The organism is Rheinheimera texasensis (assembly GCF_964031785.1).
In the GTDB taxonomy this organism is placed as follows: domain Bacteria; phylum Pseudomonadota; class Gammaproteobacteria; order Enterobacterales; family Alteromonadaceae; genus Pararheinheimera; species Pararheinheimera texasensis_A.
In genome coordinates, this window is sequence record NZ_CAXIRE010000019.1 from 296,012 (window position 1) to 320,725 (window position 24,714).

21 protein-coding genes are annotated in these 24,714 nt (G+C 54.6%); 14 read left to right on the forward strand and 7 right to left on the reverse strand.

Translation table 11 applies throughout. The features are described from left to right. Window positions 1–71 precede the first annotated feature (71 nt). The 3 genes from ABNT34_RS09815 to ABNT34_RS09825 are packed head-to-tail and all read right to left on the reverse strand — an operon-like array spanning window position 72 to window position 2,146. Window positions 72–1,328: an RNA polymerase sigma factor gene (locus tag ABNT34_RS09815; protein ID WP_348731109.1), complete on the reverse strand. Its 1,257-nt coding sequence runs from the start codon at window positions 1,326–1,328 to the stop codon at window positions 72–74. Window positions 1,329–1,346: 18 nt separating this feature from the next. After that, window positions 1,347–1,691, reverse strand: coding sequence for a YciI family protein (locus tag ABNT34_RS09820; protein WP_348731111.1), 345 nt, complete (start codon window positions 1,689–1,691; stop codon window positions 1,347–1,349). An 11-nt stretch (window positions 1,692–1,702) separates the two neighbouring features. Next, window positions 1,703–2,146 carry a nuclear transport factor 2 family protein gene (locus tag ABNT34_RS09825; protein ID WP_348731113.1) on the reverse strand — a complete coding sequence of 148 codons (444 nt, stop codon included), beginning with the start codon at window positions 2,144–2,146 and terminating at the stop codon, window positions 1,703–1,705. 211 nt (window positions 2,147–2,357) lie between these two features. Here ABNT34_RS09825 and ABNT34_RS09830 point away from each other — a divergent pair, with 211 nt between their 5' ends. From ABNT34_RS09830 to ABNT34_RS09845, 4 genes are all read left to right on the forward strand, one after another. Then, window positions 2,358–4,898 carry a serine hydrolase gene (locus tag ABNT34_RS09830; protein WP_348731115.1) on the forward strand — a complete coding sequence of 847 codons (2,541 nt, stop codon included), beginning with the start codon at window positions 2,358–2,360 and terminating at the stop codon, window positions 4,896–4,898. A gap of 142 nt (window positions 4,899–5,040) precedes the next feature. Further along, entirely contained in the window at window positions 5,041–6,897 is a 1,857-nt protein-coding gene (locus tag ABNT34_RS09835) for a methyl-accepting chemotaxis protein (protein ID WP_348731117.1), read from the forward strand. Between the two features lie 221 nt (window positions 6,898–7,118). Next, window positions 7,119–7,874, forward strand: coding sequence for a subclass B1 metallo-beta-lactamase (gene bla, locus ABNT34_RS09840; protein WP_348731119.1), 756 nt, complete (start codon window positions 7,119–7,121; stop codon window positions 7,872–7,874). 46 nt (window positions 7,875–7,920) lie between these two features. Further along, complete coding sequence (locus ABNT34_RS09845) at window positions 7,921–8,688, forward strand: transporter substrate-binding domain-containing protein (protein WP_348731121.1); 768 nt, start codon at window positions 7,921–7,923, stop codon at window positions 8,686–8,688. Here the strand turns inward: ABNT34_RS09845 and ABNT34_RS09850 are convergent. After that, complete coding sequence (locus tag ABNT34_RS09850; protein ID WP_348731123.1) at window positions 8,672–9,745, reverse strand: helix-turn-helix transcriptional regulator; 1,074 nt, start codon at window positions 9,743–9,745, stop codon at window positions 8,672–8,674. The genes ABNT34_RS09845 and ABNT34_RS09850 overlap by 17 nt on opposite strands. A gap of 193 nt (window positions 9,746–9,938) precedes the next feature. On the opposite strand from ABNT34_RS09850, the gene ABNT34_RS09855 reads away from it, so the two are divergent. The 8 genes from ABNT34_RS09855 (at window position 9,939) to ABNT34_RS09890 (ending at window position 18,153) form a co-directional block, all read left to right on the forward strand. After that, on the forward strand, window positions 9,939–10,796 hold the full coding sequence (locus ABNT34_RS09855; RefSeq protein WP_348731125.1) for a DUF2306 domain-containing protein: 858 nt from the start codon (window positions 9,939–9,941) through the stop codon (window positions 10,794–10,796). 122 nt (window positions 10,797–10,918) lie between these two features. Further along, on the forward strand, window positions 10,919–11,554 hold the full coding sequence (locus ABNT34_RS09860) for a lysoplasmalogenase (protein ID WP_348731127.1): 636 nt from the start codon (window positions 10,919–10,921) through the stop codon (window positions 11,552–11,554). A gap of 68 nt (window positions 11,555–11,622) precedes the next feature. Then, the gene (locus tag ABNT34_RS09865; RefSeq protein ID WP_348731129.1) at window positions 11,623–12,345 is read left to right on the forward strand and encodes a transporter substrate-binding domain-containing protein; all 723 of its coding nucleotides are present in this window, start codon (window positions 11,623–11,625) and stop codon (window positions 12,343–12,345) included. Window positions 12,346–12,405: 60 nt separating this feature from the next. Continuing rightward, window positions 12,406–14,358 carry an acyltransferase family protein gene (locus ABNT34_RS09870; protein WP_348731131.1) on the forward strand — a complete coding sequence of 651 codons (1,953 nt, stop codon included), beginning with the start codon at window positions 12,406–12,408 and terminating at the stop codon, window positions 14,356–14,358. 221 nt (window positions 14,359–14,579) lie between these two features. Then, window positions 14,580–15,572, forward strand: coding sequence for a branched-chain amino acid aminotransferase (locus ABNT34_RS09875; RefSeq protein ID WP_348731133.1), 993 nt, complete (start codon window positions 14,580–14,582; stop codon window positions 15,570–15,572). A gap of 226 nt (window positions 15,573–15,798) precedes the next feature. Further along, entirely contained in the window at window positions 15,799–16,218 is a 420-nt protein-coding gene (locus ABNT34_RS09880; protein ID WP_348731135.1) for a MarR family transcriptional regulator, read from the forward strand. Window positions 16,219–16,241: 23 nt separating this feature from the next. After that, complete coding sequence (locus tag ABNT34_RS09885) at window positions 16,242–17,591, forward strand: MATE family efflux transporter (RefSeq protein WP_348731137.1); 1,350 nt, start codon at window positions 16,242–16,244, stop codon at window positions 17,589–17,591. Window positions 17,592–17,913: 322 nt separating this feature from the next. Then, a complete protein-coding gene (locus ABNT34_RS09890) occupies window positions 17,914–18,153 on the forward strand; it encodes a hypothetical protein (RefSeq protein WP_348731139.1) in 240 nt (79 codons plus the stop codon). 10 nt (window positions 18,154–18,163) lie between these two features. Here ABNT34_RS09890 and ABNT34_RS09895 read toward each other — a convergent pair whose 3' ends face one another. After that, window positions 18,164–19,048: a LysR family transcriptional regulator gene (locus tag ABNT34_RS09895; RefSeq protein ID WP_348731141.1), complete on the reverse strand. Its 885-nt coding sequence runs from the start codon at window positions 19,046–19,048 to the stop codon at window positions 18,164–18,166. 118 nt (window positions 19,049–19,166) lie between these two features. On the opposite strand from ABNT34_RS09895, the gene ABNT34_RS09900 reads away from it, so the two are divergent. Next, the gene (locus ABNT34_RS09900; RefSeq protein ID WP_348731143.1) at window positions 19,167–19,922 is read left to right on the forward strand and encodes an SDR family oxidoreductase; all 756 of its coding nucleotides are present in this window, start codon (window positions 19,167–19,169) and stop codon (window positions 19,920–19,922) included. 9 nt (window positions 19,923–19,931) lie between these two features. On the opposite strand, the gene ABNT34_RS09905 is transcribed toward ABNT34_RS09900, so the two are convergent. Beyond that, complete coding sequence (locus ABNT34_RS09905) at window positions 19,932–21,350, reverse strand: PH domain-containing protein (protein WP_348731145.1); 1,419 nt, start codon at window positions 21,348–21,350, stop codon at window positions 19,932–19,934. Beyond that, on the reverse strand, window positions 21,340–21,873 hold the full coding sequence (locus tag ABNT34_RS09910; RefSeq protein ID WP_348731147.1) for a PH domain-containing protein: 534 nt from the start codon (window positions 21,871–21,873) through the stop codon (window positions 21,340–21,342). Before ABNT34_RS09910 ends, ABNT34_RS09905 begins: the two co-directional genes overlap by 11 nt. 176 nt (window positions 21,874–22,049) lie before the next feature. Between ABNT34_RS09910 and ABNT34_RS09915 the strand changes: the two genes are divergently transcribed. Beyond that, window positions 22,050–24,545 (forward strand): hypothetical protein, encoded by a 2,496-nt coding sequence (locus ABNT34_RS09915; RefSeq protein ID WP_348731149.1) that lies wholly within the window; start codon window positions 22,050–22,052, stop codon window positions 24,543–24,545. The last annotated feature ends 169 nt before the right edge of the window (window positions 24,546–24,714 follow it).

A 24,714-nucleotide genomic window follows, 5' to 3' on the forward strand; every position in this document is an offset into this window, starting at 1 on the left:
GGATAACGCCCTATTTAATTCCGGCCTTAGAGTAACAGGCTGCCCCCGGATGATGAAGTGGTGGATTTACCTTATTGACACATTTTCAACATTTTTTGTAAGAAACGTTGTTCTGCCGCCTGGCTGGTTTTGCCAAGCGCCTGCTGATAATACTGCCGGGCCAGTGTACTCTGCTGTAGCTGCCGGTAGCAGTCGGCCAGCGCGGCATCGAGCAGATGGTAACTGGCAAGTTCGCCTTGTTGTTCCAACGCCTGCAACAGCGGCAATGCGGCGGCAGCGTCGTCCCGTTGGCCAATGGCCACAGCGCGGTTTAATGCCACCACCGGGCCCGGTTCCAGCCGCAATAACACATCATACAGCGCGACGATTTGCGGCCAGTCAGTGTCGGCCGCCGCAGCGCTTTCAGCATGCAGCGCCGCAATCGCAGCCTGCAATGCATAAGGGCCAAAACGCGGCCCGGACAACGCCTGCTCGGTGAGCCGGACACCTTCGATAATCAGCGCTGCATCCCATAAAGTCCGGTCCTGCTCAGCCAGTGTAATCAGGTCACCGGCCACATCCAGCCGTGCCGCGCGCCGGCTTTCCTGCAACAGCAACAGTGCCAGCAGCGCTTTGATCTCGCCGTCAGCCGGCATTAACTGCTGGAGCAACCGGGCCAGCCGGATGGCCTGCGCCGATAACTCAGTACACAGCAGTTTGTCACCGCTGCTTTGGCTGTAGCCTTCGTTAAACAGCAGATAAATCACTTTCAAAACCGTATCGAGCCGCTCCGGCAATTGGTCTGCTTGCGGCACTTCATACGGAATAGCAGCGTCGCGGATTTTTTGTTTGGCACGGACGATACGCTGGGCAATAGTGACCGGGCTTTGCAAAAAAGCCCGGGCGATTTGTTCGGTAGTGAGGCCACAGACTTCACGCAGTGTCAGCGCCAGACGCGCTTCGGGCGAGAGTGCCGGGTGGCAACAGATAAAAATCAGCCGTAGTTCGTCATCCTGCAATATCGTCATGTCGTCCGGCGATTCAGATTCAGTCACCAGGCCTGCGTCGTCACCCTGCTCCAGCAACCAGGCGTCAGCCGTGGCACGTTGCCGCTGCTGGCTGCGCAGTTTGTCGATGACCTTAAAGCGGCCGGCCGACACCAGCCAGCTCAGCGGATTGTCCGGCAGGCCTTGCGCCGGCCATTGCTGCAGCGCGGCGGTAAAAGCGTCCTGCAGGCCTTCTTCCGCCAACGTGAAGTCGCCGAGTAAGCGGATGAGCGTTGCCAGCACGCGGCGCGAGTGCTGCTGATATAACGCCGCTATCGCGGCCGGCGTGACGGCTTCAGACATTCAGTTCAGACATCCGGCTCAGACATCCAGCTCACGGACCGGCCGCACTTCCACCGAACCGACGCGCGCCGCAGGAATACCGGCCGCCAGCGTGATGGCTTCGTTTAAATCTCGCGCTTCGACCAAATAAAAGCCGGCCAGCTGTTCTTTGGTTTCGGCAAAAGGACCGTCAGTTAACAGCGTTTTACCGGCGCGCACCCGCACTGTGGTGGCGCTGGATACCGGCTGCAGAGCCTCAGCTGCCAGCATACGGCCGCTTTGCTGCACCGCTGCGGCGTAGGCAAAACACTCCGGGTCCTTTGGGCTTTCCGGCAACGAATGCAGCAGCTTTTCGTCGCTATAGACCAGACATAGATATTTCATCGGTATGTTCCTCACGCCCCATCAGGCTGCAAATTAAACAAAGCGGCGCCACTTACCATATCAAAAGGCACCGAAAAATGGTCATGAAAAATCCGCCATTGGCCCTGTTGTTGCTGCCAACCTTGGGTTAAGCGCATCCAGCAGCCCTGCACTTCGCCTTTGTCGTTGGTGCCGGCGCAATACAACATGGCACTAAGCAGCGCCAGATCACCGCTGTGGCGGATTTGGATATCACGCAGCTCAAACGCGACATGACTTTGGCAAAATTCCAGACATTGCTGCCAATGTGTGAAGTAGTCGGCCTTTAAAAACTGCAGTTGTTTCACCGCATCAAAAGCCCGGATATCGTCGGCGTAGTTGCTGCGGATGCCGTGCATATCGCCGCGTTTGATGGCTTGCTGCCATTGATCAATCTGATTGTGTAATTGTGACAGTGTGGGATTGGCATGTAACATCGTTCAGCTCCTTGGCTTTTGAGTTAAGTAACGCAGCTGGTCGGTTGCCAGCAGGGGGATTCGACAACCGGCCGGTTTATTTTTCACTGATCAGACCTCTTTCAGCTTTAACCAACATCCTGACAAAGACTGACAGTTCTGCAGCAAAACCACGACAACCCAGCATAAACATTTTATTTACACTGCTGCCATCTTAACCGGAGGATTTCTGATGAAAAGACGGCAACTGTATCCATGGACTCTCTTAAGCGGTTTATTGCTGGCCCTGAGTGGCTGCCATGATGACGCGAACAACACCAGCAAACCCAACCAAACCACTGTGCACGGTATCTGGCAAAAAACCGGTTATGGCACTGTCTGGCAGATTGAGCAGAACCGGCTGCAAATCTTTAATCTGAATAAATTTGGTTGCGTGCGTCAGGCCGACCACCCGGCCGCAGAAGTTCAGACGATCAGGCCCCAGCTGCAATTAACGGCTGATGGCAACACACTCAGTCTGGCGCAGGACGCCGGTTTATTTGGTCAGTTTCAGCGCTTGTCACAATTACCGGCCAGTTGCCTGCAGCCAATGAATGGCGAACAAGACAGCGCAAAAAACTTCGAATTTTTCTGGCAGGACATTCAGCAGTATTACGCCTTTACGGCAGAGCGCCAGCTCAACTGGGAACAGCTGTACCGCGACTATCAGCCGAAATTTGCCAATGCCAGTTTGGAGCAGCAACAACAGTATTATCAGGAAATTATTGCCCGTTTCGGCGATGCGCATGTGGTATTGGGTAGCACCGAAGGCCCGGCGCTACAGGGTTATGCCCGAAGAGGTTTGTTCGCGCAGATTGAGGCCGATGGTGCTGCCGGCGACAGCGAGGCCTTATTCAGCCAGCTGGAACTATACCAGCAACTGTTGCAGCAACAGACCGATGCCCTGTTGCTGGCGCCGGGTTTACAAGCGACCAAAGCAACGGCGGCACTGCAATATGGTTTGTTACCGGGCGGTATCGGTTATCTGCGGATTAACCAGCTGTCCGGGCTGAACCAGGCTGATCCGACCTCTTTAACCCCAAGCGTCTGGCTGCAATTTGTCAAAAACGATGTTGAAACAGCAACAGCGGCAATGCTCGAACTGCAGCCCTGGCTGGCACAAACCAAAGGTCTGGTCATCGACCTGCGCTTTAATCAGGGCGGCTTTGATGCAGTGGCATTGCAGATTGTCAGTCAGTTTAATGCAGAGGCCCGGGTCATCGGCAGCAAAGGCCTGCGCACTGGCAGCCAGCAGCTCATTAAACTGGCGGCTGCGAATACGCCTTACCTGAAGCCGCTGCAGGTACTGGCCGGTGGCTCCACCATCAGCGCCGGCGAAGTGATGACTTTGGCACTCAAAAGTCTGCCACAGGCCACTATTATCGGCGAACCGACGCACGGCTCTTTGTCTGATGCCTTGCTGCACCAGCTACCCAATGGCTGGACCCTGACACTCAGCAACGAGCGCTATCAGGACCCGGCGGGCCAATTACAGGAAGTGCAGGGCGTATTACCCGACGTGCCGGTGTATCCATACCTGAGCCTGGATGCGGCGCTGCAAAGCGACACTGCGCTGGACCGCGCATTGCAATTGCTGCAGGCACCGGCCGCGCAGACAGCTTCAGCCGCCGAAGTGCAAAACAGCATGCGCCGGTTCCGCCAGCAATTTAACCAGCCCGGCATCTCCGCAGCTGTGGTGCGCCAGGGCAAAGTCATGGCGACTTTTGCCGAAGGCCTGGCCGATGTCGCCAGCAACACCGTGATGACCGCGGATACCCCGACGCTGGTCGCATCAATCAGTAAAACTTTGCTTGGCACTGCCATCGCTAAACTGAATATTGCCGTTGACAACCCATTGCCTGCATTACCGTTTTTGCCGCAAAGACCGGATGGACAGAACTTCAATCCAAGCTGGCTGCAGCTGGCACAGCATCGATCCGGCATTGTCGATCAGGACAGCACTTTGTTTTGCGCCATCTACAGCACAGCAGACGGCTCTTCATTGCTCGACCAATTGCGCGGCACTGACCAATGCGGCACACCGGAACCGTCGCATCTGCACTTTTTAGCCGGTTATCTGCAACCGGGTGGCCGCTGGTACCAAAGCGCCAACTTCGGTGCCGCCGGTGTTGAAAACTACAGTAACGTCGGCGCTGAACTGGCCAGCCTGGCGCTGGAACAACACACCGCAGAACCTTTTGCAGACTGGTCAGGTCGTGAAATTCTGACACCGCTGCAGCTGCAAAACACTTTCTGGCCGACTAAAGATTTTCGCAACGCCGCGACTTTATATCTGCCGACGCCTGATGGCGGGCTGATGCCGCTGCCGCGTTATGCCTCGTCTGATTATTACGACGGTATGCTGCACAGCTCGGCACGGGACCTTGGCACTTATCTGGCCGCCATTGCCAGTGACACCCCTGCACTGTCTTTGCCGGGACTGAGCCAGCCCCGTCGCCAACAGCTACTCGGTTGGGACCAGCCTTTTACACCGGGCCATGATTTTCCCGGCTGGTTTTGGCAGCGCAGCGGTGATTATGTCGGTCACAATGGTTTGTTTGTCGGCGCCAGCAGCATGATGTATTACAACAAAGCGACCGAAACCGGCTTTGTCCTGTTACTGAACGGTGATGGTCAATACTGGGTGGCGCCGGACGAGGCTAAATCACAGGCCTGGCAGCAAGCCATGTTACAAATTGCCGCCAGGCTGTACCGGCATGGTTTGGGTCTGTAAGCGGTAAAATGCCCTGCCACAGGCAGGGCCTGCTGCACACAAATTAAGCTAACACCTTGAATATAATCAGCTGTTTCTGATTTAGAACTGCTTTTTCATTACAATATTATTTCCAATGTATGACAAAGCGGGCGCAATTCTGATGTGGCAATTTTTACGACAATTTACCATCGCTCAGCGGCTGATGGGGATGGGCCTGGCGATGGCTGTGGCGATGACGCTGTTGTTGCTGACGATGCTGCAGCAAAACCACGACCTGAAACAGCTGGAACACGCCGACAAACTGGTCGAAATGTTGAAAACCGATGTGTTGATGCTGCGCCGTCATGAAAAAGATTTTTTACTGCGGCTGGACTTAAAACATCAGCAGCTGCATCAGGATAGTTTTCAGCGTATCAGCGAACACAGTGCGGCGCTACGCGCGATTCTGAAAGAATATCAGCTGCAGAGCGCTGCGCTCGATACCTTCGAACAACAAGCCGGCGCCTATCAGCAAAGCTTTGCTGCGCTGGTACAAAAACGCCGCGACATTGGCCTGCATGACAAAGACGGCCTGACCGGTACTATGCGTGCAGCCGCCCATCAGATTGAAAATAGTCTGGCGGACAGCCAAAACCCACAGCAAACTATCTTGTTGTTGCAACTTCGCCGTTATGAAAAAGACTTCCGCTTAAATCGCGATCTGAAATACCGCACTCATTTTGAGAAGATCGCCACAGCCCTGCAGCCGCTGCTGAACAGCGCGCAGCAACAGACGCTGGCCAGTTATCAGCAAAGTTTTCTGGCCCTGACTGATGCGGAAGTAGACGCCGGTCTGACCCCGACTGACGGCCTGCAAGGCCAGCTGCGTAAACAAATCCAAAGCACCGAAACCGACCTGCAGCAACTGACCGACCACACCAGTGCGGCCATTGCTGATGAACTCAGCGACAGCCGCAATTTCGCCATTGCAGTGTTTATGCTGACCTTGTTGGTGCTCGGCACTTTGATTGTGGCGTTAAGCCGCTCGGTGATCCAACCGGTGCGGGCCGTGCAGCAAACCATTGCGGCAGTGCGCTCGCAGCGCGATTTCCGCTTACGTCTGACCGTACTGGGCCGCGATGAAATGTCGTTATTAGGCCAGGATTTCAACGATATGCTCGCCGAGGTGCAGCAACTGATCCAATCGGTCAATGGCGCCCTGAGCATGCTGGATCAAGCCGCCACCGGCCTCAGTTCTGCCACCGAACAAACCCGGCTTGGCATGGCACAACAACAGTCAGAAACCGATCTGGTCGCCACCGCCGTCACCGAGATGGGTGCAACTATTCAGGAAATTGCTGCCAACACCGAAATGGCGGCCAGCAAAGCCCAAGCCACCAATCAGCACGCGCTGCGCGGTCAACAACAGGTGCAGGACAGTGCCAGCGGCATCCGGCAGTTATCCGCCGGTCTGCAGCAGGCCACTACTACTGTGCATAGCCTGGCGCAGGACAGCCAGACCATTGGTTCAGTGCTGGAAGTGATCCGCAGCCTCGCCGATCAAACCAATTTACTGGCGCTTAATGCCGCCATTGAAGCAGCCCGTGCCGGTGAACAAGGCCGGGGTTTTGCTGTGGTCGCCGATGAAGTGCGGATGCTGGCGATGAAAACCCAGCAATCGACCAAACAGATTGAAAGCATTATTCAGGGTCTGCAGCAACGCACCGGTGACATAGTGCAGCAAATCAGTGTCTGCCGCGATCAAGGCGCTCACAGTGTCGAACAGGCGGAATTAACCCTGCAATTACTCGGCAATATGACGCAGGATATTGGCAACGTCTTAGATATGACCACCACTATCGCCGCCGCCATTGAAGAACAAAGCCTGGTCGCAGCCGAAGTGAATCAGAATGTGGTCCGTATCCGCGACCTGGCACTGGAAACACTCGACACCAGCCGCTACAACGCCGAAATCAGTGAAGAAGTCTCGCAACAAGCCAAATCGCTGCATCAGAGCATTGACCGTTTTTCTGCCTGATGGCTCCGAACAATAACGGCCGGGGCAACCCGGCCTGCCCCTGCAGTGATACCTGGCGCGGACAGGCACATTTTAGGCTTCAGGCGCCCTCATCACGATATAAAGATCTGATAAATTTGGCATAAACAGGAACAAAAACCACCGGAGCCGTGACAGACCTTGGCTAAAATCTGCATAATCAGCAGACCCGATCTCAACCCGGCACCACCAGGGAACTCCAGATGCGCAAATTGTTTCTGTCCGTCGCCGCTTTATTATTGGCCGCCAGCATACCGGCATGGGCGGCGCAACCAGCAGTCAGCTATCCGGTGCAGCAATTGTCGCCGCAGCTGCAGGTACAACAACTGGCTACCGGGCTCTGGTTGCACCGCACTGAACAAACCCTCAGCAATGGCGCTGTCTTTACCTCAAACGGTTTGCTGCTCGACACGCCAGAAGGTATCTGGCTGCTCGACACTGCCTGGGGTTTTTATCCGACCCGGGATTTATTGCACTGGATTGATGTGGTGCTTAAACGCCCTGTAGTCAAAGCCATTGCCACCCATGCGCATGAAGACCGCACCGGCGGCGTCGTCGCGCTGGCCGAACGGGGTATTCCGCTGCAGGTCACAGCACAGACCGCAGCACTGGCAGCCAAAGCCGGCATCAGCCCGCTACAGACCGTGACCGATCTGGCCGTTGGTGCCAGTTATCAGGATGGGCCGGTGCAGTGGTTTTACCCGGGACCAGGCCACACCAGCGACAACATAGTGCTGTACCTGTCGCAATATCAGTTGTTACACGGCGGCTGTTTTGTCAAAGCACCACGTTATCCTGGCCTGGGGAATATTGCCGATGCCGACGTGAAGGCCTGGCCGGATAGTCTCAAACGCTTAAAAGCCGCCTATCCGCAGCTTAAAATCCTGGTGCCTGGCCATGGCGATATCGCCGATGGCGCTTTAGTGGGCTATTCGTTATCGCTGTTCAGCACCCCCTAACTGACATTGGCCGGCGCAGGCCGGTCGCAGACTTTGAGTGACTTCGATGGTAAAAAGACTGGTCCAGAGTTCGATTTTATTCAGCTTACAGGTTGCCGCTGCTGAATGCCCGCCGCAGCTGCGTACCTTCCAGCTGTTCGAACGCCAGAGCACGGCACCGTCTTGTATCGACCAGTGGCAGCAGGCATTTTTCCGCGAGTTAGGTTGTCCGCTGCAATTTATTGAAGGTAATCCCAACCTTGCCGTGCGCGAAGAAAAACTAAAGGCAGGCGAGATTGAAGTCATCACCGGCCTCGCCAAAACAACGTCCCGATCGTTCCGTTTCAGCCTGCCGATTGGCCGCAATAATGTGTATTTTTACCGCCGGCTGCAAGATAACCGCTGGGACCAGATCAAAACCTGGTGTGACCCGGTGATGCAACAGGCGCGCATCCTGATACCGGCGCAAGGCTATTTTGGCGAGCCAATGCAGCAGCTCCGGCAGTATCCGAATTGCAGCAGAGGCCTGGTACCGGTGAATCACAGCACAGCCCGGCCTTTTGACATGCTGGACAAAGGCCGCGCCGATTTATTGATCTCGGCCGAACGGCATCTGGCGGCCTTGCCAGCGCAGCAGCAGAAAAACTATCAGCAACTGGCGCTGACTGTCGTCGAGGGTGATGTGTATATTGCCTTCTCCGCGCAGGTCCCGGCGGCTTTTATCGCCCGGGTCGACCAGTTTATCACCGCCCGCCAGCAGCAGCCGGTCACCGTATCTCCAGCCGACAAAGCCTGTTTGTTACCACTATTGCCGCAGACTAAAGCAGCGCATTAAGCCGTTGTTGCCGGTATTCATGGGGTGTGGTTCCCATTGCGCTTTTAAAAGCCCGGCTGAAGGGGCCAACTGAGGCAAAACCGCTTTCCAGCCCCACCACTAATACTGGCCAGTGTTGTTTTTGCGGATCAGCCAGCAGCCCGCTGGCATGTTTAATCCGCAAATCATTGATCAGCTGATTAAAATTCCATTGCGGATACTGCTGCCTGAGCAAGCGGCTGATGCGGTATTCCGGCAACGCAAAGCGCCGCGCCAGATCGGCGACTTTCAGGTTCGGTTGCAAAAATAACTGTTCTTGCTGCAAGGCTGTGGTGATTGCCGTCAACAGCTGTTGCTCGCTGGCCGATAACACCGCTGCCGCAGGCGGTCCAGCCGCAGTATCTTCAGCTGTCTGACTGGACAGCCGCGGCAAGCGCCACAAGATAAGTCCTTGGGTCAAAACCAGCATCCACATGGCCGACACTGCTGCCAGATTTTGTCGCAGCAAAGAGTCCGCCACCGCTGCGGGCCAGATTTTTGCCACTATCAGGCATAAAAACAATGCACCGGCAAAACTGCCGAGAAACAACAGCCGCTGACGCAGCTCTGCGCCGCGGGCCTGACGTAAACCGCGGCAGCCTTCCCATAACGTCAGCATCAGCATCGTCGACGACAATAACGTCAGCAGCTCACCGGTTGCGGTACTGACCGGGCCCCACACAGTTGCAGCGCCCTGCCACTGCGTTTGCAGCAGCTGCAACAATTGCTGGCCAATCACCAGCAGGGCTACAAAGGCCGCCACCAGCATGTGCCGGCGGTCAACCGCAGCAGCCGGCCGGAACAGCGCCCGCGCCACCAGCCAATAACCGTTACAGGTCAGGCAAGCACCAAGGCCTATCAGATATTGCCAGACGCCCCAGTCCGCGCCTTTCAGCCGCTGTAACGCCAGAATGGCAATTGAGCCACAAAACAGCGCAAACCACAGATGTACCGCATGTTTCTGTTTCACCGCAACTTGGGCACACAGCAGCAACAGACTCAACCCAAATAAGCTTATTTGCAGATATTGATGCCACATCAGCAGACTCCGCCAGCCAGATCCTCAGGTGATGCTAGCACCAGCCACTACTTCACAGCAAAACCAGTCTGTCAGCAATTATTACCGGCAGCACGAACCCATCGTTTTTGTGCGCCGAGTTTCAAATCCGGCGCGAAATCCAGCCTGCTGCGCGTCATGCTGCAGCGAATGTTCTGCACACTGGAGATGATTGATGTCGATTTACCTTCCCTGGCTCGAGCGCAGCAACGCGGCTGCTAACGGGCACTCTGCCGCCATTGCCCGCAAGCTGTTACACGGCAGCAGTGTGGCCTGGTTTGCCGTGGCCTTAGCGGGTCAGTGGCTGTTCGCCTGTTATATCGCCTTGTTGTATCTGTGGCCGGTGTTCACCGGTCAGTATCTGAATGCCAATCAGGCGCGGCCTATCACCGGGTTTGTTGCCGGAGACTTCAGCGGCAATCTGATGCTGTTTGCCCATTTGTTACCGGCAGCCGTGCTCAGTAGCTGTGGCCTGTTACAGCTGCTGCCACAACTGCGGCAACGCTGGCCACAACTGCACCGCTGGAATGGCCGGTTGTTTCTGACGTTAGGCTTATGCGGCGCGGTCACCGGCCTGTATCTGACCTGGGTGCGTGGCTCGCGGCTCAGTGACCTTGGCGCCATCGGTATCACACTAAATGGCTTGTTGATCCCGCTGGCGGTGGGCCTCGCCTGGTTTTATGCCCGCCAGCGCAACTTTGTCCTGCATCAGCGCTTTGCTTTGCATAGTTTTTTATTGATTAACGGCGTCTGGACCTTCCGCTTGTTTCTGATGGGCTGGTATCTGCTGAATCAGGGACCCAACGGCAACAACGACACCCTGGATGGCCCGGCTGATTTGATCCTGTCATTTGCCTGTTATCTGTTGCCGATGGCGGTCGCTGAGCTGTGGTGGCATTGCCGGCGCAGCCAGCAGCCTTGGTTATTGTGGTCTGGCGCCGTGCTGATGTGCGGTGGCGCGCTGCTGACGGCCGTCGGCGTGGTGGCGGCAGCAATGATGATGTGGGGCCCCAGGATGATGGCGTTGTGGTAAGCGAACTTCAGCAGGTGCAGCTACCGTGAGAAGGCGGGCACGCCAGAGCAGCATGACTGGCCTTGTGATTTGATTACGGAAAGAGCAGTATGATTGTTCTTTCCAATACAAATACTTAGCCTATGCCATTACAACTTTCTGCCTTGTATCTGGGGTTGTCCTGCCTGTATCTGTGGCTCGACGCCCACGGCGACTTTCCGCTGAGTTTTCTGCTGAAAATCCTGCCGCTTTTGCTGTTAAGCGGCTGGGTACTGCGCGCTGCGCCGGTCCGGTCACATCTGTCGTTATTAGCGGCTCTGGCATTTTCAATGCTGGGGGATGTGTTGCTGGCCTTAGACGGGCAACGGCTGTTTGTATTTGGTCTTGGCGCCTTTTTGCTGGCGCACCTGAGTTATTTAGTGGCGATGCGGCCTTTTGCCGGCCACAGGCCGCTGTTGTTGTTGCCGTATGCCGCTTTTGCGGCAGGTGTCCTCTCACTGATGTGGCCAGGGCTTGGCGCCATGGCAGTGCCGGTACTGGGTTATATCGGCGTGATCCTGACCATGTCTTACGGCACCTGGTGTAGCAGCCGGCGCAATATCTGGCTGGTTGGCGGCGGTCTGCTGTTTATCAGCTCGGATTGCCTGATTGGCCTGAACCGGTTCTGGCAACCGCTGCCCGGCGCCGGCCTGTGGATAATGCTGAGCTATTACGCCGCGCAGTATGCGCTGGTGCGGGGGTTGCTGACGTCACAGCCGGCGCCGCCAAACAGCGCCTGACCCGATCATTCGCCGCCGCTGCGCTGTGCTAAGGTTAAAGGCTGAAGTAACCTGCCCGGAGGTGTCCTTTGGCCCCAGTTTTCCGCGCCTGTATTGCCATAATGCGGCCAGCATTTTTGCTTGCTGCCGCCTGGCTGTTTGCTGTCGCCTGGCTAATGAGCCTGCCCGCGCTGGCAGAGCCGGTGTCTTATTTTTACTCCGACTTGCCGCCTTATGAATACACCAACAGCGACGGTGCGGCAGAGGGCCTTGGCATCAGTCATGTCGATAAGTTGCTGCGCCAGGCCGGCTTTCAGCCACAGTTTCAGTTTTATTCGCTGTCACGAGGCTTACAGGCTTTAGAAAATCATATTGATTTCAGTGCTGTAGTAGCGCCCACTTTGACTCAGCGCCGTGAGTTCAGAATCAGTGCCGCGCCGGTTTATCTGACTGAGTTAGGCGTGGTGCGGCTGCGTAGCAGTAAAAGGCTCAGTTCGCTGGAACAGCTGCAGCATTATCCGTATCTGGCACTCAGTGAAACCCGCTTCGCTTATCTGCAACAAAGACCCGAACTCGCCGCCTTAGCCGTGAAACGTTACGACATCGGCAATCAACAGGACGCCTACCGTCTGCTGCTGAGCGGCCGTTACGACTACTACCTCTGTTACCACGCCAGCGAGGTAGCGCTGAATAATCCACTGCTGACTTTTGACCGCTTCGAACAACTGCCGGTCTATCTGGTGTTATCCCGGCAACACCCAGACGCCGACCGGCTGATGCAGCGGGTGGACCAAGTCATGGCAAAGCGCTGAAGGTAGCACCTGAGTCATCAGGCGGGTATACTGGGCGCTTTGCATTCACTCTGTTGCAACATGATTTACAGACCAGAAGTTGATGGCCTGCGCGCTTTGGCCGTGCTCCCCGTGATTTTGTTTCATGCCGGTTTTTCCGCCTTCAGCGGCGGCTTTGTCGGTGTTGATGTTTTTTTTGTGATCAGCGGCTATCTCATCACTTCAATCATCCTCAATGAGCTGAGCGCCGGCACTTTCAGTCTGCTGCACTTCTGGGAACGCCGCGCCCGCAGGATTTTACCTGCTTTGTACTTCGTTTTATTGGTCAGCTTACCGCTGGCTTGGTTCTGGTTGAGCCCACAAGACTTGCTGAACTATGCGGACAGTCTGCTGGCAGTCGCATTATTTTGTTCCAACATCTGGTTCTGGCTGACCAGTGGTTATTTTGATGCAGCCGCTGAATTCAAGCCCTTGCTCCATACCTGGAGTTTGGCGGTTGAAGAACAGTTTTATCTGTGTTTCCCGCTGTTGATGTTGCTGTTGTGGCGCTGGTGCAAATCCTGGTTACCGGTTCTGCTGACACTGGCATTGCTGGTAAGCTTGCTGCTGGCAGAATGGGGGGCGCAACACAGACCCGCTTTTACTTTTTATATGCTGCCAACCCGCGCTTGGGAGCTATTGGCCGGAGCGCTGGTCGCCTGGTGGCTGCACCAAAATCCGCGCCAGTTTCCCGCATGGGGCAATCAGGTGGGTAGCCTGTTGGGTTTGCTGATGCTGTCTGGCGCTTTAGTTCTCATTGATAAAACCACACGATTCCCTGGTGTTAACGCACTGCTGCCAGTGGGCGGAACTGTCCTCATCCTGTTGTTTACCACACCGCAGACGCTAACCGGCCGACTGTTGTCCCACAGCGTTCTGACGTCAATTGGCCTGGTCAGTTACAGCGCTTATCTGTGGCACCAGCCGCTGTTTGCTTTTGCCCGTCATGGTTCTCTGGACACTCCATCCATCTCACTGATGACCGGGTTGTCTGTGTTGACGCTGGTGCTTGCATGGTTCAGCTGTAAATTTATCGAGGCACCATTTCGGCAAAAACAACTGTTTAGCCGCCGGCAGATTTTTGGAGTTGCTGGCACAGGTAGCCTGTTATTTATTGTCGTGGCGATACTTGGCCAGCAACAGCTGGTCGTCGGCCGCTGGCAACAGCAACACCCTGAATTCATCAATATTGATCCGGCGGTCGCGGCACAGCCCTTCAGAACTTGTCCAAATATCACGCTACACGGTACGGCCAGCTGCAAAGTGTTTGGCCAGGGCAGTCGCCGCGTGGTGTTATGGGGAGATTCACATGCCGGCGTGTTAGCAGCCAATTTTCCCGGACTTGCCGATACTGAATTCTATGTGATTGCGCATGGTGGCTGTCCACCTATCGTTGGCGTACGGCGCTTTGATGGCGAGGGTAACGCGGGTAGTTGCGACAAACTCGAGATGCTGCAAAGTTATGCCGATTACATTGAAACGTTAAAACCGGATCTGGTGATTTTATCGGCGCGCTGGACTTTATATCTGCAGGGCTGGCAACGTCAGGGAGAACTGCTCCCAGCTCATCATTTTGTCACCACAAAGCCACAGGGCGGTGAAGTGCTGCCAGTTGCAGCACGCACTTTGATGTTGCAGCAACAATTACAGCACACCATCAGTCTGTTCAGCCAGAATGCACCGGTGCTGCTGATCAGTCAGCAGCCGGACTATGCCAATACAGGCTTCAGACCGATGGAACGGGGAGAGTTTTATTTACCTCATTCGGAAATGGAACGCTGGCATCAAACGGAAATCACCATGATGCAGCAGCTGGCAGTTTTACCTCAAACCAAAGTGCTGGATACTAAGCGACTTTTTTGTGATACCACTCGCTGCCAAACCAGAGACAAAGGTACCTTGTTGTATTTTGATACCAACCATTTATCCGCGACCGGTGCGGCAAGAGTTTGGCAGCAGCTCCGGCAGGAAATCGTGGTGATGGCAAAACACTGACTGCGATAAAGACTGGCAATTCAGCCGTCCCGACGCTCAGATAGTTGATGCCGAAACCAACAAGGCTGGTTACAATGCACAGAAAATATCCGCCAGTTTGCCTCCTCGCGTAACCTGCCTCGCAGTGGCTGTTCGCAGCTGTATTGCAGTGTTACCGGCAACACGGATGACAATCAGTAAAGGGCCACACCGGCCCGACAGAACCTTACAGGAATAACAAGATGGCAGCTTTTGGTAGTGTTTTTATGCCTGAAATGGCAATGGCCCAATTTGATGGTAACAGCTGGGGGCCGGCGGCCATTGTCCCGGCGAACAGCATCAGTCTGCACCCGGGCGCCCATGTGCTGCACTATGCAAGTACCTGTTTTGAAGGCTTAAAAGCTTTCCGCCATGAAGATGGCACTATCGCGATTTTCCGTATGGATAAAAACGTCGCCCGCATGCTGCAAAGCACAGAACTGTTATCACTGCCGAAGTTTGACCCGGCGCTGCTGAGCCAGATGATTGTCGACGCCGTCCGTCACTTCGCTGCCGACGTACCAACACCACCGGGTTCTATGTATATCCGCCCGACGCATATCGGCACTGAACCGGCCATCGGCAAAGCTGCCACGCCAACACTGACTTCCATGCTGTATGTCTTGTTGTCCCCGGTCGGTGACTATTTTGCCGGTGGTCACCGCGCGCTGCGTCTGCTGGTGGAAGATAACGCCCGCTGCGCGCCGCACATGGGCATGATCAAAAGCGGTGGTAACTACGCCAGCGCGCTGCAGCCAACGATGCAGGCCAAAGCCAAATATCAGGCCGACCAGGTGCTGTTCTGCCCGAATGGCGATGTGCAGGAGACCGGCGCTGCCAACTTCCTGTTGATTGACGGCAACGAAATTATCACCAAAGCGCTGGACGCATCTTTCCTGCACGGCGTGACCCGCGACTCCATCCTGACGCTGGCGCGTGATTTAGGCATGACAGTGTCTGAGCGCGACCTGACAGTCGACGAATTGCTGGAACGCGTCGCCAAACCTGGCACTGAAGCCGCTTTGTCTGGCACCGCAGCAGTACTGGCACCAGTCGGTACGCTGATCCACCAGGGCAAAGAATACAAAGTCGGCAGTGGCGAACCAGGCCCAACCACAGCCCGTCTGCGTCAGGCACTGAACGACATTCAGTGGGGCAAAGCCGAAGATAAACACGGCTGGCTGACGAAAATCTAACGTCATCCTTCCCGACGTTTCCCACTAAAAAGCAGGCAACATGCCTGCTTTTTTTTATGCCGCATATTCACCATTATCCCAGCAACATTGCCCCTGCAAATCCATCCGCAAAAAACCTTGCGCACAGCAGAAAGAAGCAATAATATACTTGCACAATCAAGCATCAATCAACCTTTGGTGCAGCGTTTTATGACAAAAAAGGTTTCACACTGACAAAGGTCAAGTTATGGATACTCAAAACCCCGCCGTCGATCTGGTGCTGCAAAGCGCCTTACTCTGGTCTGGCATGATTAAAAAAGCCGATGCGCAACTCAGTGTGCATGGCATCAGCTTCAGTGAATATTGTATTTTGCACCGGTTAGCTCAGGCGCCGCAGCAGCGACTGAGCCGGATTGAACTGGCAAATGCTGTTGGCCTCAGTGCTTCAGGCGTCACCCGGTTACTTCAGCCTCTGGAGAAAATGCTGCTGGTGGAAAAAGAACAAAACGCCCGCGATGCCAGAGTCAGCCTGGTGAAACTATCTGACAGCGGCCAGCAGATTTACCGGGATGCGCACCAGACCTTTGGCTTTTTTGCCAGCCAGTTTATCGCCCCGCTGACGTCCCGCCAGCAGGAAACTTTGGCCGAATTGTTAGCCAGGTTGTAACTCTTAATATCGACAGGAATATGATGACCGATTTAACCCAGGGCTCGCTGCGCCGCCACGTCTGGACTATGGCGCTACCCATGATGATTGGCATGTTTGTGCAGTCGCTGTATTTGTTTGTGGATCTGTATTTCGTCTCTGATTTAGGCGCAGAAGCCATCGCCGCCGTCAGTGCTGCGGGCAATCTGATGCTGCTGATTATGGCTTTAACCCAGATGCTGAACGTGGGCTGTGTCGCGCTCATCGCCCGCTATACCGGCGCCCGAGAGCACCAGAATGCCAATATTGTGTTCCAGCAGGCCATGCTGATGGGCATGGCCCTGGCACTGCTGACTTTAGTGTTGGGTTTTAGCCTGAGCGGCCTTTATATGCATCTGCTGACCGCAGATCCTGCTGTACAACAAGCGCAGCAATTTCTGCTGGCCTATTTGCCGGGTTTGGCGTTGATGTTTGTGTCCACCGCCATTGCCGCTGCACTGCGCGCGGTTGGCATCGTCAAACCAGCCATGCAGGTGCAACTCATCACAGTGCTGCTGAATATTGTGCTGGCACCGGTGTTGATCGCCGGTTGGGGCACAGGTTTTCCACTGGGGGTATTTGGTGCGGGCCTGGCCAGCAGTCTGTCAGTGACGGTTGGTGTGCTGTTGCTCTGGCGATACTTCCTGAATAGTGACCATTCGGTATTGCAGATTCCCAAGCAGTGGCGCTTTGACGACAAAGTCTGGCGACAAATCGCGGCTATCGGCGTACCAGCTGGCGGCGAATTTGCGCTGATTTTTATCTTTACTGCATTTGTCTATTGGGTGATCAAAGACTTCGGCACCGCAACCCAGGCCGCCTTTGGTATTGGTAACCGGATTTTGCAGGCGTTCATGATGCCGGCGATGGCCATTTCATTTGCGCTGCCGGCTATCGTTGGGCAGAACTTTGGCGCCGGACAAGCGGCAAGGGTCCGGCAGAGCTTCCGGATTGGTATGCAGCAAATGGCATGGGTGATGGTGCTGTTATTTATCCTGAGTCAGCTGATGGCGCATTCGCTAATAGCACTTTTTAGTGACGATCCGCGGGTATTGGCCGAAGGTGAACTTTTTATGCGGATCATCAGCCTGAACTGCCTCAGTGCAGTACTGGTATTTAGTTGCTCCGGTCTGTTTCAGGGACTTGGCAATACCTGGCCCTCCTTGGCCAGCTCATGCTTGCGGGTATTTATATTTATCCTGCCGGTATTTTGGTTATCCGGACGCAGTGATTTTTCACCGGCGATGGTGTGGTATTGCTCGGCGGCCAGCGTTTTGCTGCAAGGCCTGTGCAGTTGTTATCTGGTGCGCTGGCAACTGCGCAGTAAATTAACCGGGTTGCAGGGGCTGGCTTGAGGATCTTGCGGCACTGTATAGTCTTCGATATGGTAAACAGGATGTTGGCATAAATGGATTTTTGACATTGAACATATTGAATTATAGAGAAAAAGACTTTCGTGGTGACACCAAAACGCCAGGGCTAAGCGCGGTATCTGCCGGTTGGCGCTCACTGAGTGCTACAGGCAAATGGCTGTTTACTTTGCTCTGTGGCTTGCTCTTCACTGCCTGTATTTACAGTCAATGGCCAGAGCGACAACCCTTCACCATCTGCTTGTACCTTTTGGCCATTCTGATTGCCGCCGGAAATTACCTGCGCGCACGGGTGTTACCGCAACTGATGGCCCGTAGCCTACTGGATGATCTGAGCCTGCAACAAAACCGCATTTGCATCGCTGGGTTTATCTTTCCGGACACAGTGCGAAAACTGGTGCTGGGCAAGCAAGACAAACAAGGCCCGGCGTTTTTACACCTGGCCTGGAACGGCGGCCAGTTATGGTTATTCCCACTAGCTGAATTGCCGCAGGTCGAACAGTTTATTCGTCAGTATGCTGCGCAGATTGAGATCATCCGCGAATAGCGAAAAACGCTCAGTTCCGCAGCCCTTCGCGCAGAAAATCAAACAACAACCGCACCCGGGCTGGCACCGGTCCACGTTGTGGCCGGTAGAGCGACAACGGCCAGGGTGTGGGTTCCTGCTCCGGCAGCAGGCGCACCAGCTCGCCACGTGCCAGCAATTTTTTTGCCAGAAAATCAGCGATTTGCCCAATGCCAAGGCCTGCGGCTACTGCCGCCAGTTCCTGTTGCGCATCATTGACCAGCAGTCTTACCTGCCGCGGCTGATAAATCTCGCCATCGCGAAAAAACCAGGCCCAGGGCCGGCCAGTACCGGCATCCAGTAAACTGACCTGCTGATGCTCGTGCAGTGCAGCAAGGTCCAAAGGCGCACCATGTGCCGCCAGATAAGCCGGGTTCGCCACCAGATAGAGCGCCACCTCCGACACCTGTAACGCGACAAAACTCTGGTCACGTAATAAACCGGCGCGGATACCTAAATCAATTTGTTCATCGACCACATCGCTGTGCTGATCCGACAGCCGCACATCAAGCCGAATTTGTGGATGCAGCGTGGCAAACTCCAGCAATAACGGGCTTAATACCGGCCGAAACGCCGCTGGCGCCGCCAGGCGAACCAGCCCTTGTGCGTCCTGCGTCGCGAGGCGCGGGCTGAATAGTTGCTCCAGCTGCGCCAGCTGTAACTGGCCATCCTGATACAGCTGTTCACCAAATTGCGTCAGCCGCACCTGGCGGGTGTTGCGATGAAACAGCACTTCACCGGTCAGTTGCTCCAGCTGCTGCACGGCCCGTGTCACAGCCTGCGGCGATAACGCCAGCTTGACGGCACAGGCTTTAAAATTCCCCAGCTCCGCCGCGCCACAAAAAATCCGCAGTAATTCGAGTTTATTCAGCGCCATCTTTATTATTCCTTATTTTGGAATTCTGAAAGCTTAACTATTCCATTCTAACGCAAGTTCAGGCCAATTAAACTGCCGCTGCAGTCAAACAGAATCCTTCATAACGGAGCAGCAACAGATGAACAAACAACAAAACGGTATCAGTCAGAAAGTGGTGTTAATCACCGGTGCCAGCAGTGGTTTAGGCGAAAGTACCGCCCGGCTTTTGGCCAGCCGCGGTGCAAAACTGGTATTAGTGGCGCGCCGCGCCGATCGGCTGGCCCAGCTGGTCAGTGAAATTCAGGCCGCCGGTGGCGACGCCGTCTATCAGGTGGTCGATGTCACTAACGCCGCAGATTTGCAGGCCGCGGTGCAGCTGGCGCAACAAAGCTATGGCCGCTTAGATGTGATTATTAATAACGCCGGTTTTATGGCGATTGCGCCGATGAGTGAAGTCCGTACCGACGAATGGGACCGGATGATCGACATTAATATCAAAGGTGTGTTGTACGGCATCGCCGCGGCACTGCCGGTATTTGAAGCGCAGCAAAGCGGCCACTTTATTAATATTTCGTCGGTGGCCGGCACTAAAGTTTTCAGCCCGGGCGGCACTGTGTACAGCGGTACCAAGTTTGCGGTGCGCGCCATCAGCGAAGGCTTACGCCATGAAGTCGGTGGCCACATTCGTACCACCACCATTTTACCGGGCGCAGTCGAATCTGAACTGAAACACGGCAGCAGTCACGGTGCCAGTGCGGAATTTGTTAATGCGTTTTACCAGCAAAACCAAATTCCGGCCGACGCCGTCGCCCGCGCCGTGGCTTACGCCATCGAGCAGCCAGACAATGTTGATATCAACGAAATTGTGCTGCGCCCGACAGTGCAGGAGTTTTAAGTCAGAGGGTTAATCTTCAAACTGCAGCGCCAGCACCTGTGTATAGAGTTGCTGCGCTGCAGCGTTCGGAATAGCCGCCAGCGTCAGCTTGCCGTTGGCAGTGTGCAACTGCACATTCACCATCCGGTGCTGCTGGAAAAACGGCGTTTGTTGTAAGCGCACCTGCTGCACTTGCTTAAGCGGCAACATGTACCAGCGCCGGCTCAGGCCACCTTGCCACAGATAGATCACATCGCCTTGTACCCGGTAGCCATGCCAGCGGTAATTCAGCCAGGTTTCCAGCAGCCACCAGCAGCTTAAGCCCAACGACACCAGCCCTTTCAGCCACAGTGGCGGTATATTGGATTGCCAGAGAAGTGCGGTGACCAGCAGCACCCCAAGGCCAGACCATAAAGCCTGACGGCGAAAATACACCGGCACAAACTTCTGTAAATCCTCGTTTTGCACTTCAGGCAGCGGCAATAATTGCTGGGCTCGTAGCTGCACATCCAGTTCTGAAGCTGTTTGCCCCAGCACGACAAACTTACCTTGTTGCTTGTCAGCAGCAAAACCACGAAAAATCAACGAATAATGACCAAAAAACCGCGCCAGCCAGGGCTGATTGACCAGTACCAGTTGTACCCGTTGCGCTGAGATCCGCAGCGATTTTTTCAGTACTGAACCCTGCGTCAGCTGCAGTTTTCTGCCATCCCTTTGAAAATGCTGCGGATACAGCCAAATCAGGCTCATCAGCGTTAGCACAATGGCAATCAGTGCCAGCAACATCAGCACACTCAGCAGCTGTAACAACAAATTGTGCTGAATATCATATTGCTGTAGCAGCGCTTTAATAACGCCTGACAACCAATCAATAACCTGCGCATCCTTAAACTGCTGGCTCATACCAAACACTGCCGCCAGCGGCAGCCACAAATAAGCATTGTACAAAGTGGCGAGCCAAATCCGGTAAAACGGTGTCGACGCGCTGGCCGATGTATTCGTGGCGTGGCCCTGTAGCAACATCAGCTGCGCCCCGGACAAGCCGGTCAGGGCAAATTCCTGCTTTTTGCTGCCGGCACTGTCAAGACTGGCGGCATAAAGCGCCAGCGGGCGGAAATAAAACGGTTGTTTAACCTGCAGCTCTTGTACGCGCGCCTGCGGCAGCAACAGCTTCTCTTTGTGCAGCAGGCCTTTTTCCAGTTCGATGCCCTGCGCCGTGACGCGAAACCGGCTGCAGCGCCAGGCGACTAATGCCCGCGCCACAATCAACAGGCCGAGCAGCGTCAGCGCATAAGGCATATAAGCAGCATATTTGTCGCGCGAGGACAACACCGCACCACCGAGGATAAAACCAAAAAATTCCCAGGCCGATTTCCCCAGTAACGGCAGCAGCGCCCAGGCCGACACCCGCTGCCAGGCGCTGGTTGGCGGCGTGGTTTCAGGCAACATCAGACAACGTCTCCTGTGGGATCAGCTGGCTCAGTAACTGACACAACCGCTGTGCCTCGTCATATTCAATGTCTACAAGCGCAGCTTCGGCATGCACACCGCCGGCGGTAAAGACTTTTAACGTGGCAAGACCATAGTGCTTTTGCAACGGCCCCTGGCTAACCGTGACATGCTGTACCCGCGTCAGCGGGATCAGCACCGCCTGTCGCCACCAGACGCCGGATTCCAATAAAAAATCCTGCCGGCGCAGCAAATACCTGGTGCGGGCCAGCTGAAACGGCAGCCACAGCTGCAATAAAAAACCCACCAGTAACACCAACCCCAACATCGCATACAGCGCCAGCTCGCCGTCACTGAGCACAATCAGCAGTGTCAACACGGCCAGCGGCAGCAACGTCAGCCCAAGCCACAACCAGCGCCTTTTGCCGAGCGCCTGTTCCGGCAGCTGTTGCCAGTCCTGCGGCAGCGGCGCACTCAGGCATTCGTTTTGTAAAAATGTGGCGTCGAGCAGTTTGTTGGGCATTGGGGTCAGGCAACGTTGTGAAGGTGTAGCTGCATCTTGCGGAAAATTCCGGGCGGCGGCAAGGGTTTAGAATAATTGTGAACAATATGTTTTACATGTAGCATAAAAGCGTCTTATTCAACTATTTCTTGCAGGGTCTTCTGCTTATCAAAGGAATGCTTATCAAAGGAATGCTTATGACTACACTTCGCCAATCCGGATTGGTCACGCTGCTGCTCAGCACTTTATTACTGCATGGCTGTGGCTCAGACTCCAATGAAACACCACCACAACCTGTCGCGCCACAACTCAGTGTTGGCGCGGATATCACACTAAAAGAACGTCGAAGCGCAACACTGACCGCGGCCGGCAGTAGCGGTACTTTCAACTGGAAGCAGGTCTCCGGGCCTGACCTTCTGCTGACTTCAGCAAACACCGCCACTGTTAATATCCAGGCTCCGTCCGTTTCAACAGATAGCAATGCGATATTACAAGTCAGCCTGACCAATGCCGATAATCAAACAGTCTCGAAACAAGTCACTGTATTCATTAAAAACAATCAGCCGCCGAAAATCAGCGTCAATTTTAAGCCATATCAGGAAAAAACCAGCGGCAGTTTTACTGTTGAAGCGACAGACCCGGATGGCACAATCAAAAGCTATGAGTGGAAGCAACACAGAGGACCAGATTTAAAGATGACCGGCACTGACACTGCCACTGTCCATTACACAGTGCCGGCGGTTAGTGCCCCTTATCAGTTTGTCACGATATCAGTTCTGGTGACTGATGATGACGGCGAAGAAACCAAACACATCTACGACAGCTATATCGAACAAAACATGCGGGAATTTAAACTGACCGGGCGGCTGACCGATGCTGCGCTGGCAGGCGCAACTGTGGTGGCGCATTCTGGCCCTCTGCCTATCGTGACAAAAGCTGACAGCAACGGTGTGTTCAACCTGACAGTCAGCGCGGACGATGACGAAACCAATTTACTCACGATTTTACAGGCCATAAAAGCCGACAACAACAAGCTGAGTTACTACGCGCTGGTGCCGGATCTCGCCAGTCGGAAAGCAACAGAACCAGTGCTGATCAATGCATTTTCAACCGCTTGGTATGCGGCGCTGGTTGGAGCAAACCACGGTAAATCACCTTCAAGCCTGACTGAGCTGCGCGACGCAGAATCCAGTGCCATCGTGGAAAAAATGACTGAGCAGGCTGCTGTCGCAACGCTGTTGATGACAGATCAGAGCACACTGCCTGACGCCAGTAGCCTATACAAGGTGCTCACAGACCAGCAAGTTTATCTCAGCGTGCTGGACGACCTTCAAGCCAACAAACCCGGCTTGATTGTCACCACCGAAACTACATTGCTGGCAGATCCACAACAGACGCCATCTGCTGAACAGTGGCCGGCGCTGACACGCCCGTTATACGAAGTGGAACCGGTGATCAAAGGATTTTCGGCACCAGGTAGCCGGAGTTATCAGCTGGCTGACAATGGCACTGGTCAATACCTGGATTTGGGTTGGGCTAAGGCATTTCAGTGGCAACAGCAACATAATGTCATGACACTTACCTGGCCAGATTTTCGCTACGACAGCTTTGAATCTGTCCAGGCTGGCCTGATGGGGCTCAGCGCAGAGCTGGCTGAACAGTTACGACGCTGGAACTACACCAGCCTGCCGATCACTAACACCTATCAACACAGTACACTGCAGTTATTGGCAACAGGAGTAGACGGCAGTATTTTTCGTGTGACCGACACTGTGCTAAAGCAGATGCAACCTTTTAGCTTCTTTGGCCAGCTTATTGCTCCGCCAGATCAGCAAGTCACGAAAAGCCGTATCGTCCGTATCGTGCAGACACCGGAGCAACCTCAGCCTTTTGTCGCGGCAGAACTAAATACAGATTGGTCTGTATCTCGTTATTTACCAAAGGCTTACACAGATTTTCAGAACTTCTATCGCGACCGGTTCAGTTTTAATCCGGACGGCACCGGACGCAGCCACAACCAATCCCAGTCATTTCGCTGGCAAATCAACGCTGACGGTGCGCTGCATATCATTTTTGCCGACAACAGTGCCATGCAACTGCACAAAATCCGCCAACTGGGTGAGATCTGGCAAATCTATCAACGGCACTTTGCCGCTGACGGCACAGTGCAGCTTGGCACTATGCATTCGACTTTTGCCATTAACCTGTCCGGAGAGGCTGACAAGCTCATACTCAATGCGCCACAGCATTATTGGCAAGAGATGAATGCACTGAGATCACCACAAGCCTGGACAGGCAACAAAATACGCTTACAAGCGGCGGATATGACAGTGAATGCCCAGGGCTATCAAATCAGTGCAGACCATACCGGCTATTTTGTTCGCGCTGATACCTCAAAACTGCCGCTATTCAGTCCATTGCTAAAACACAAACATCGCTGGTTGCTCAGCTCAGACAACGCGGGCTCAGTAATAACCGCTGAAGGCAACGTGTTTTGTTCGCCCGAAGCGTTCTGTTACCAACGCGAATGGCGTTTACTCAAGACGACCCAGGGCTTGATTGGCAAAAGGCTGTATCTGGAGGAAATTGCACGTTCGCGTTTTGATCCGCAAGATCCGCTGCGGTATTTGTCTGGCCCAAGCCTGATGATCTACGAAGAAGTCCCTTACAACTATTTTAACCAGCCTGAATAACACAGACCTCAGACCCGGCATCTCAGTGCCGGGTCTGACACGCCCGACGCCAACCAGGCGAAACTGGGACGCTTGCAGCAACCAGCGAGCTTCGAACCATCATCGCGCCCCGGTTAAATCCGCTTACAAATCGATCTGTTGTGCGGACGACTCATTAGTAGTAGCTTTA

Bases quoted from the DNA above. Each gene is read 5' to 3' on its own strand.
- ABNT34_RS09815 (WP_348731109.1), bottom strand. From the start codon at position 1,328: ATGTCTGAAGCCGTCACGCCGGCCGCGATAGCGGCGTTATATCAGCAG.
- ABNT34_RS09820 (WP_348731111.1), bottom strand. From the start codon at position 1,691: ATGAAATATCTATGTCTGGTCTATAGCGACGAAAAGCTGCTGCATTCG.
- ABNT34_RS09825 (WP_348731113.1), bottom strand. From the start codon at position 2,146: ATGTTACATGCCAATCCCACACTGTCACAATTACACAATCAGATTGAT.
- ABNT34_RS09830 (WP_348731115.1), top strand. From the start codon at position 2,358: ATGAAAAGACGGCAACTGTATCCATGGACTCTCTTAAGCGGTTTATTG.
- ABNT34_RS09835 (WP_348731117.1), top strand. From the start codon at position 5,041: ATGTGGCAATTTTTACGACAATTTACCATCGCTCAGCGGCTGATGGGG.
- bla (WP_348731119.1), top strand. From the start codon at position 7,119: ATGCGCAAATTGTTTCTGTCCGTCGCCGCTTTATTATTGGCCGCCAGC.
- ABNT34_RS09845 (WP_348731121.1), top strand. From the start codon at position 7,921: ATGGTAAAAAGACTGGTCCAGAGTTCGATTTTATTCAGCTTACAGGTT.
- ABNT34_RS09850 (WP_348731123.1), bottom strand. From the start codon at position 9,745: ATGTGGCATCAATATCTGCAAATAAGCTTATTTGGGTTGAGTCTGTTG.
- ABNT34_RS09855 (WP_348731125.1), top strand. From the start codon at position 9,939: ATGTCGATTTACCTTCCCTGGCTCGAGCGCAGCAACGCGGCTGCTAAC.
- ABNT34_RS09860 (WP_348731127.1), top strand. From the start codon at position 10,919: ATGCCATTACAACTTTCTGCCTTGTATCTGGGGTTGTCCTGCCTGTAT.
- ABNT34_RS09870 (WP_348731131.1), top strand. From the start codon at position 12,406: ATGATTTACAGACCAGAAGTTGATGGCCTGCGCGCTTTGGCCGTGCTC.
- ABNT34_RS09875 (WP_348731133.1), top strand. From the start codon at position 14,580: ATGGCAGCTTTTGGTAGTGTTTTTATGCCTGAAATGGCAATGGCCCAA.
- ABNT34_RS09880 (WP_348731135.1), top strand. From the start codon at position 15,799: ATGGATACTCAAAACCCCGCCGTCGATCTGGTGCTGCAAAGCGCCTTA.
- ABNT34_RS09885 (WP_348731137.1), top strand. From the start codon at position 16,242: ATGACCGATTTAACCCAGGGCTCGCTGCGCCGCCACGTCTGGACTATG.
- ABNT34_RS09890 (WP_348731139.1), top strand. From the start codon at position 17,914: ATGGCCCGTAGCCTACTGGATGATCTGAGCCTGCAACAAAACCGCATT.
- ABNT34_RS09895 (WP_348731141.1), bottom strand. From the start codon at position 19,048: ATGGCGCTGAATAAACTCGAATTACTGCGGATTTTTTGTGGCGCGGCG.
- ABNT34_RS09900 (WP_348731143.1), top strand. From the start codon at position 19,167: ATGAACAAACAACAAAACGGTATCAGTCAGAAAGTGGTGTTAATCACC.
- ABNT34_RS09905 (WP_348731145.1), bottom strand. From the start codon at position 21,350: ATGTTGCCTGAAACCACGCCGCCAACCAGCGCCTGGCAGCGGGTGTCG.
- ABNT34_RS09910 (WP_348731147.1), bottom strand. From the start codon at position 21,873: ATGCCCAACAAACTGCTCGACGCCACATTTTTACAAAACGAATGCCTG.
- ABNT34_RS09915 (WP_348731149.1), top strand. From the start codon at position 22,050: ATGACTACACTTCGCCAATCCGGATTGGTCACGCTGCTGCTCAGCACT.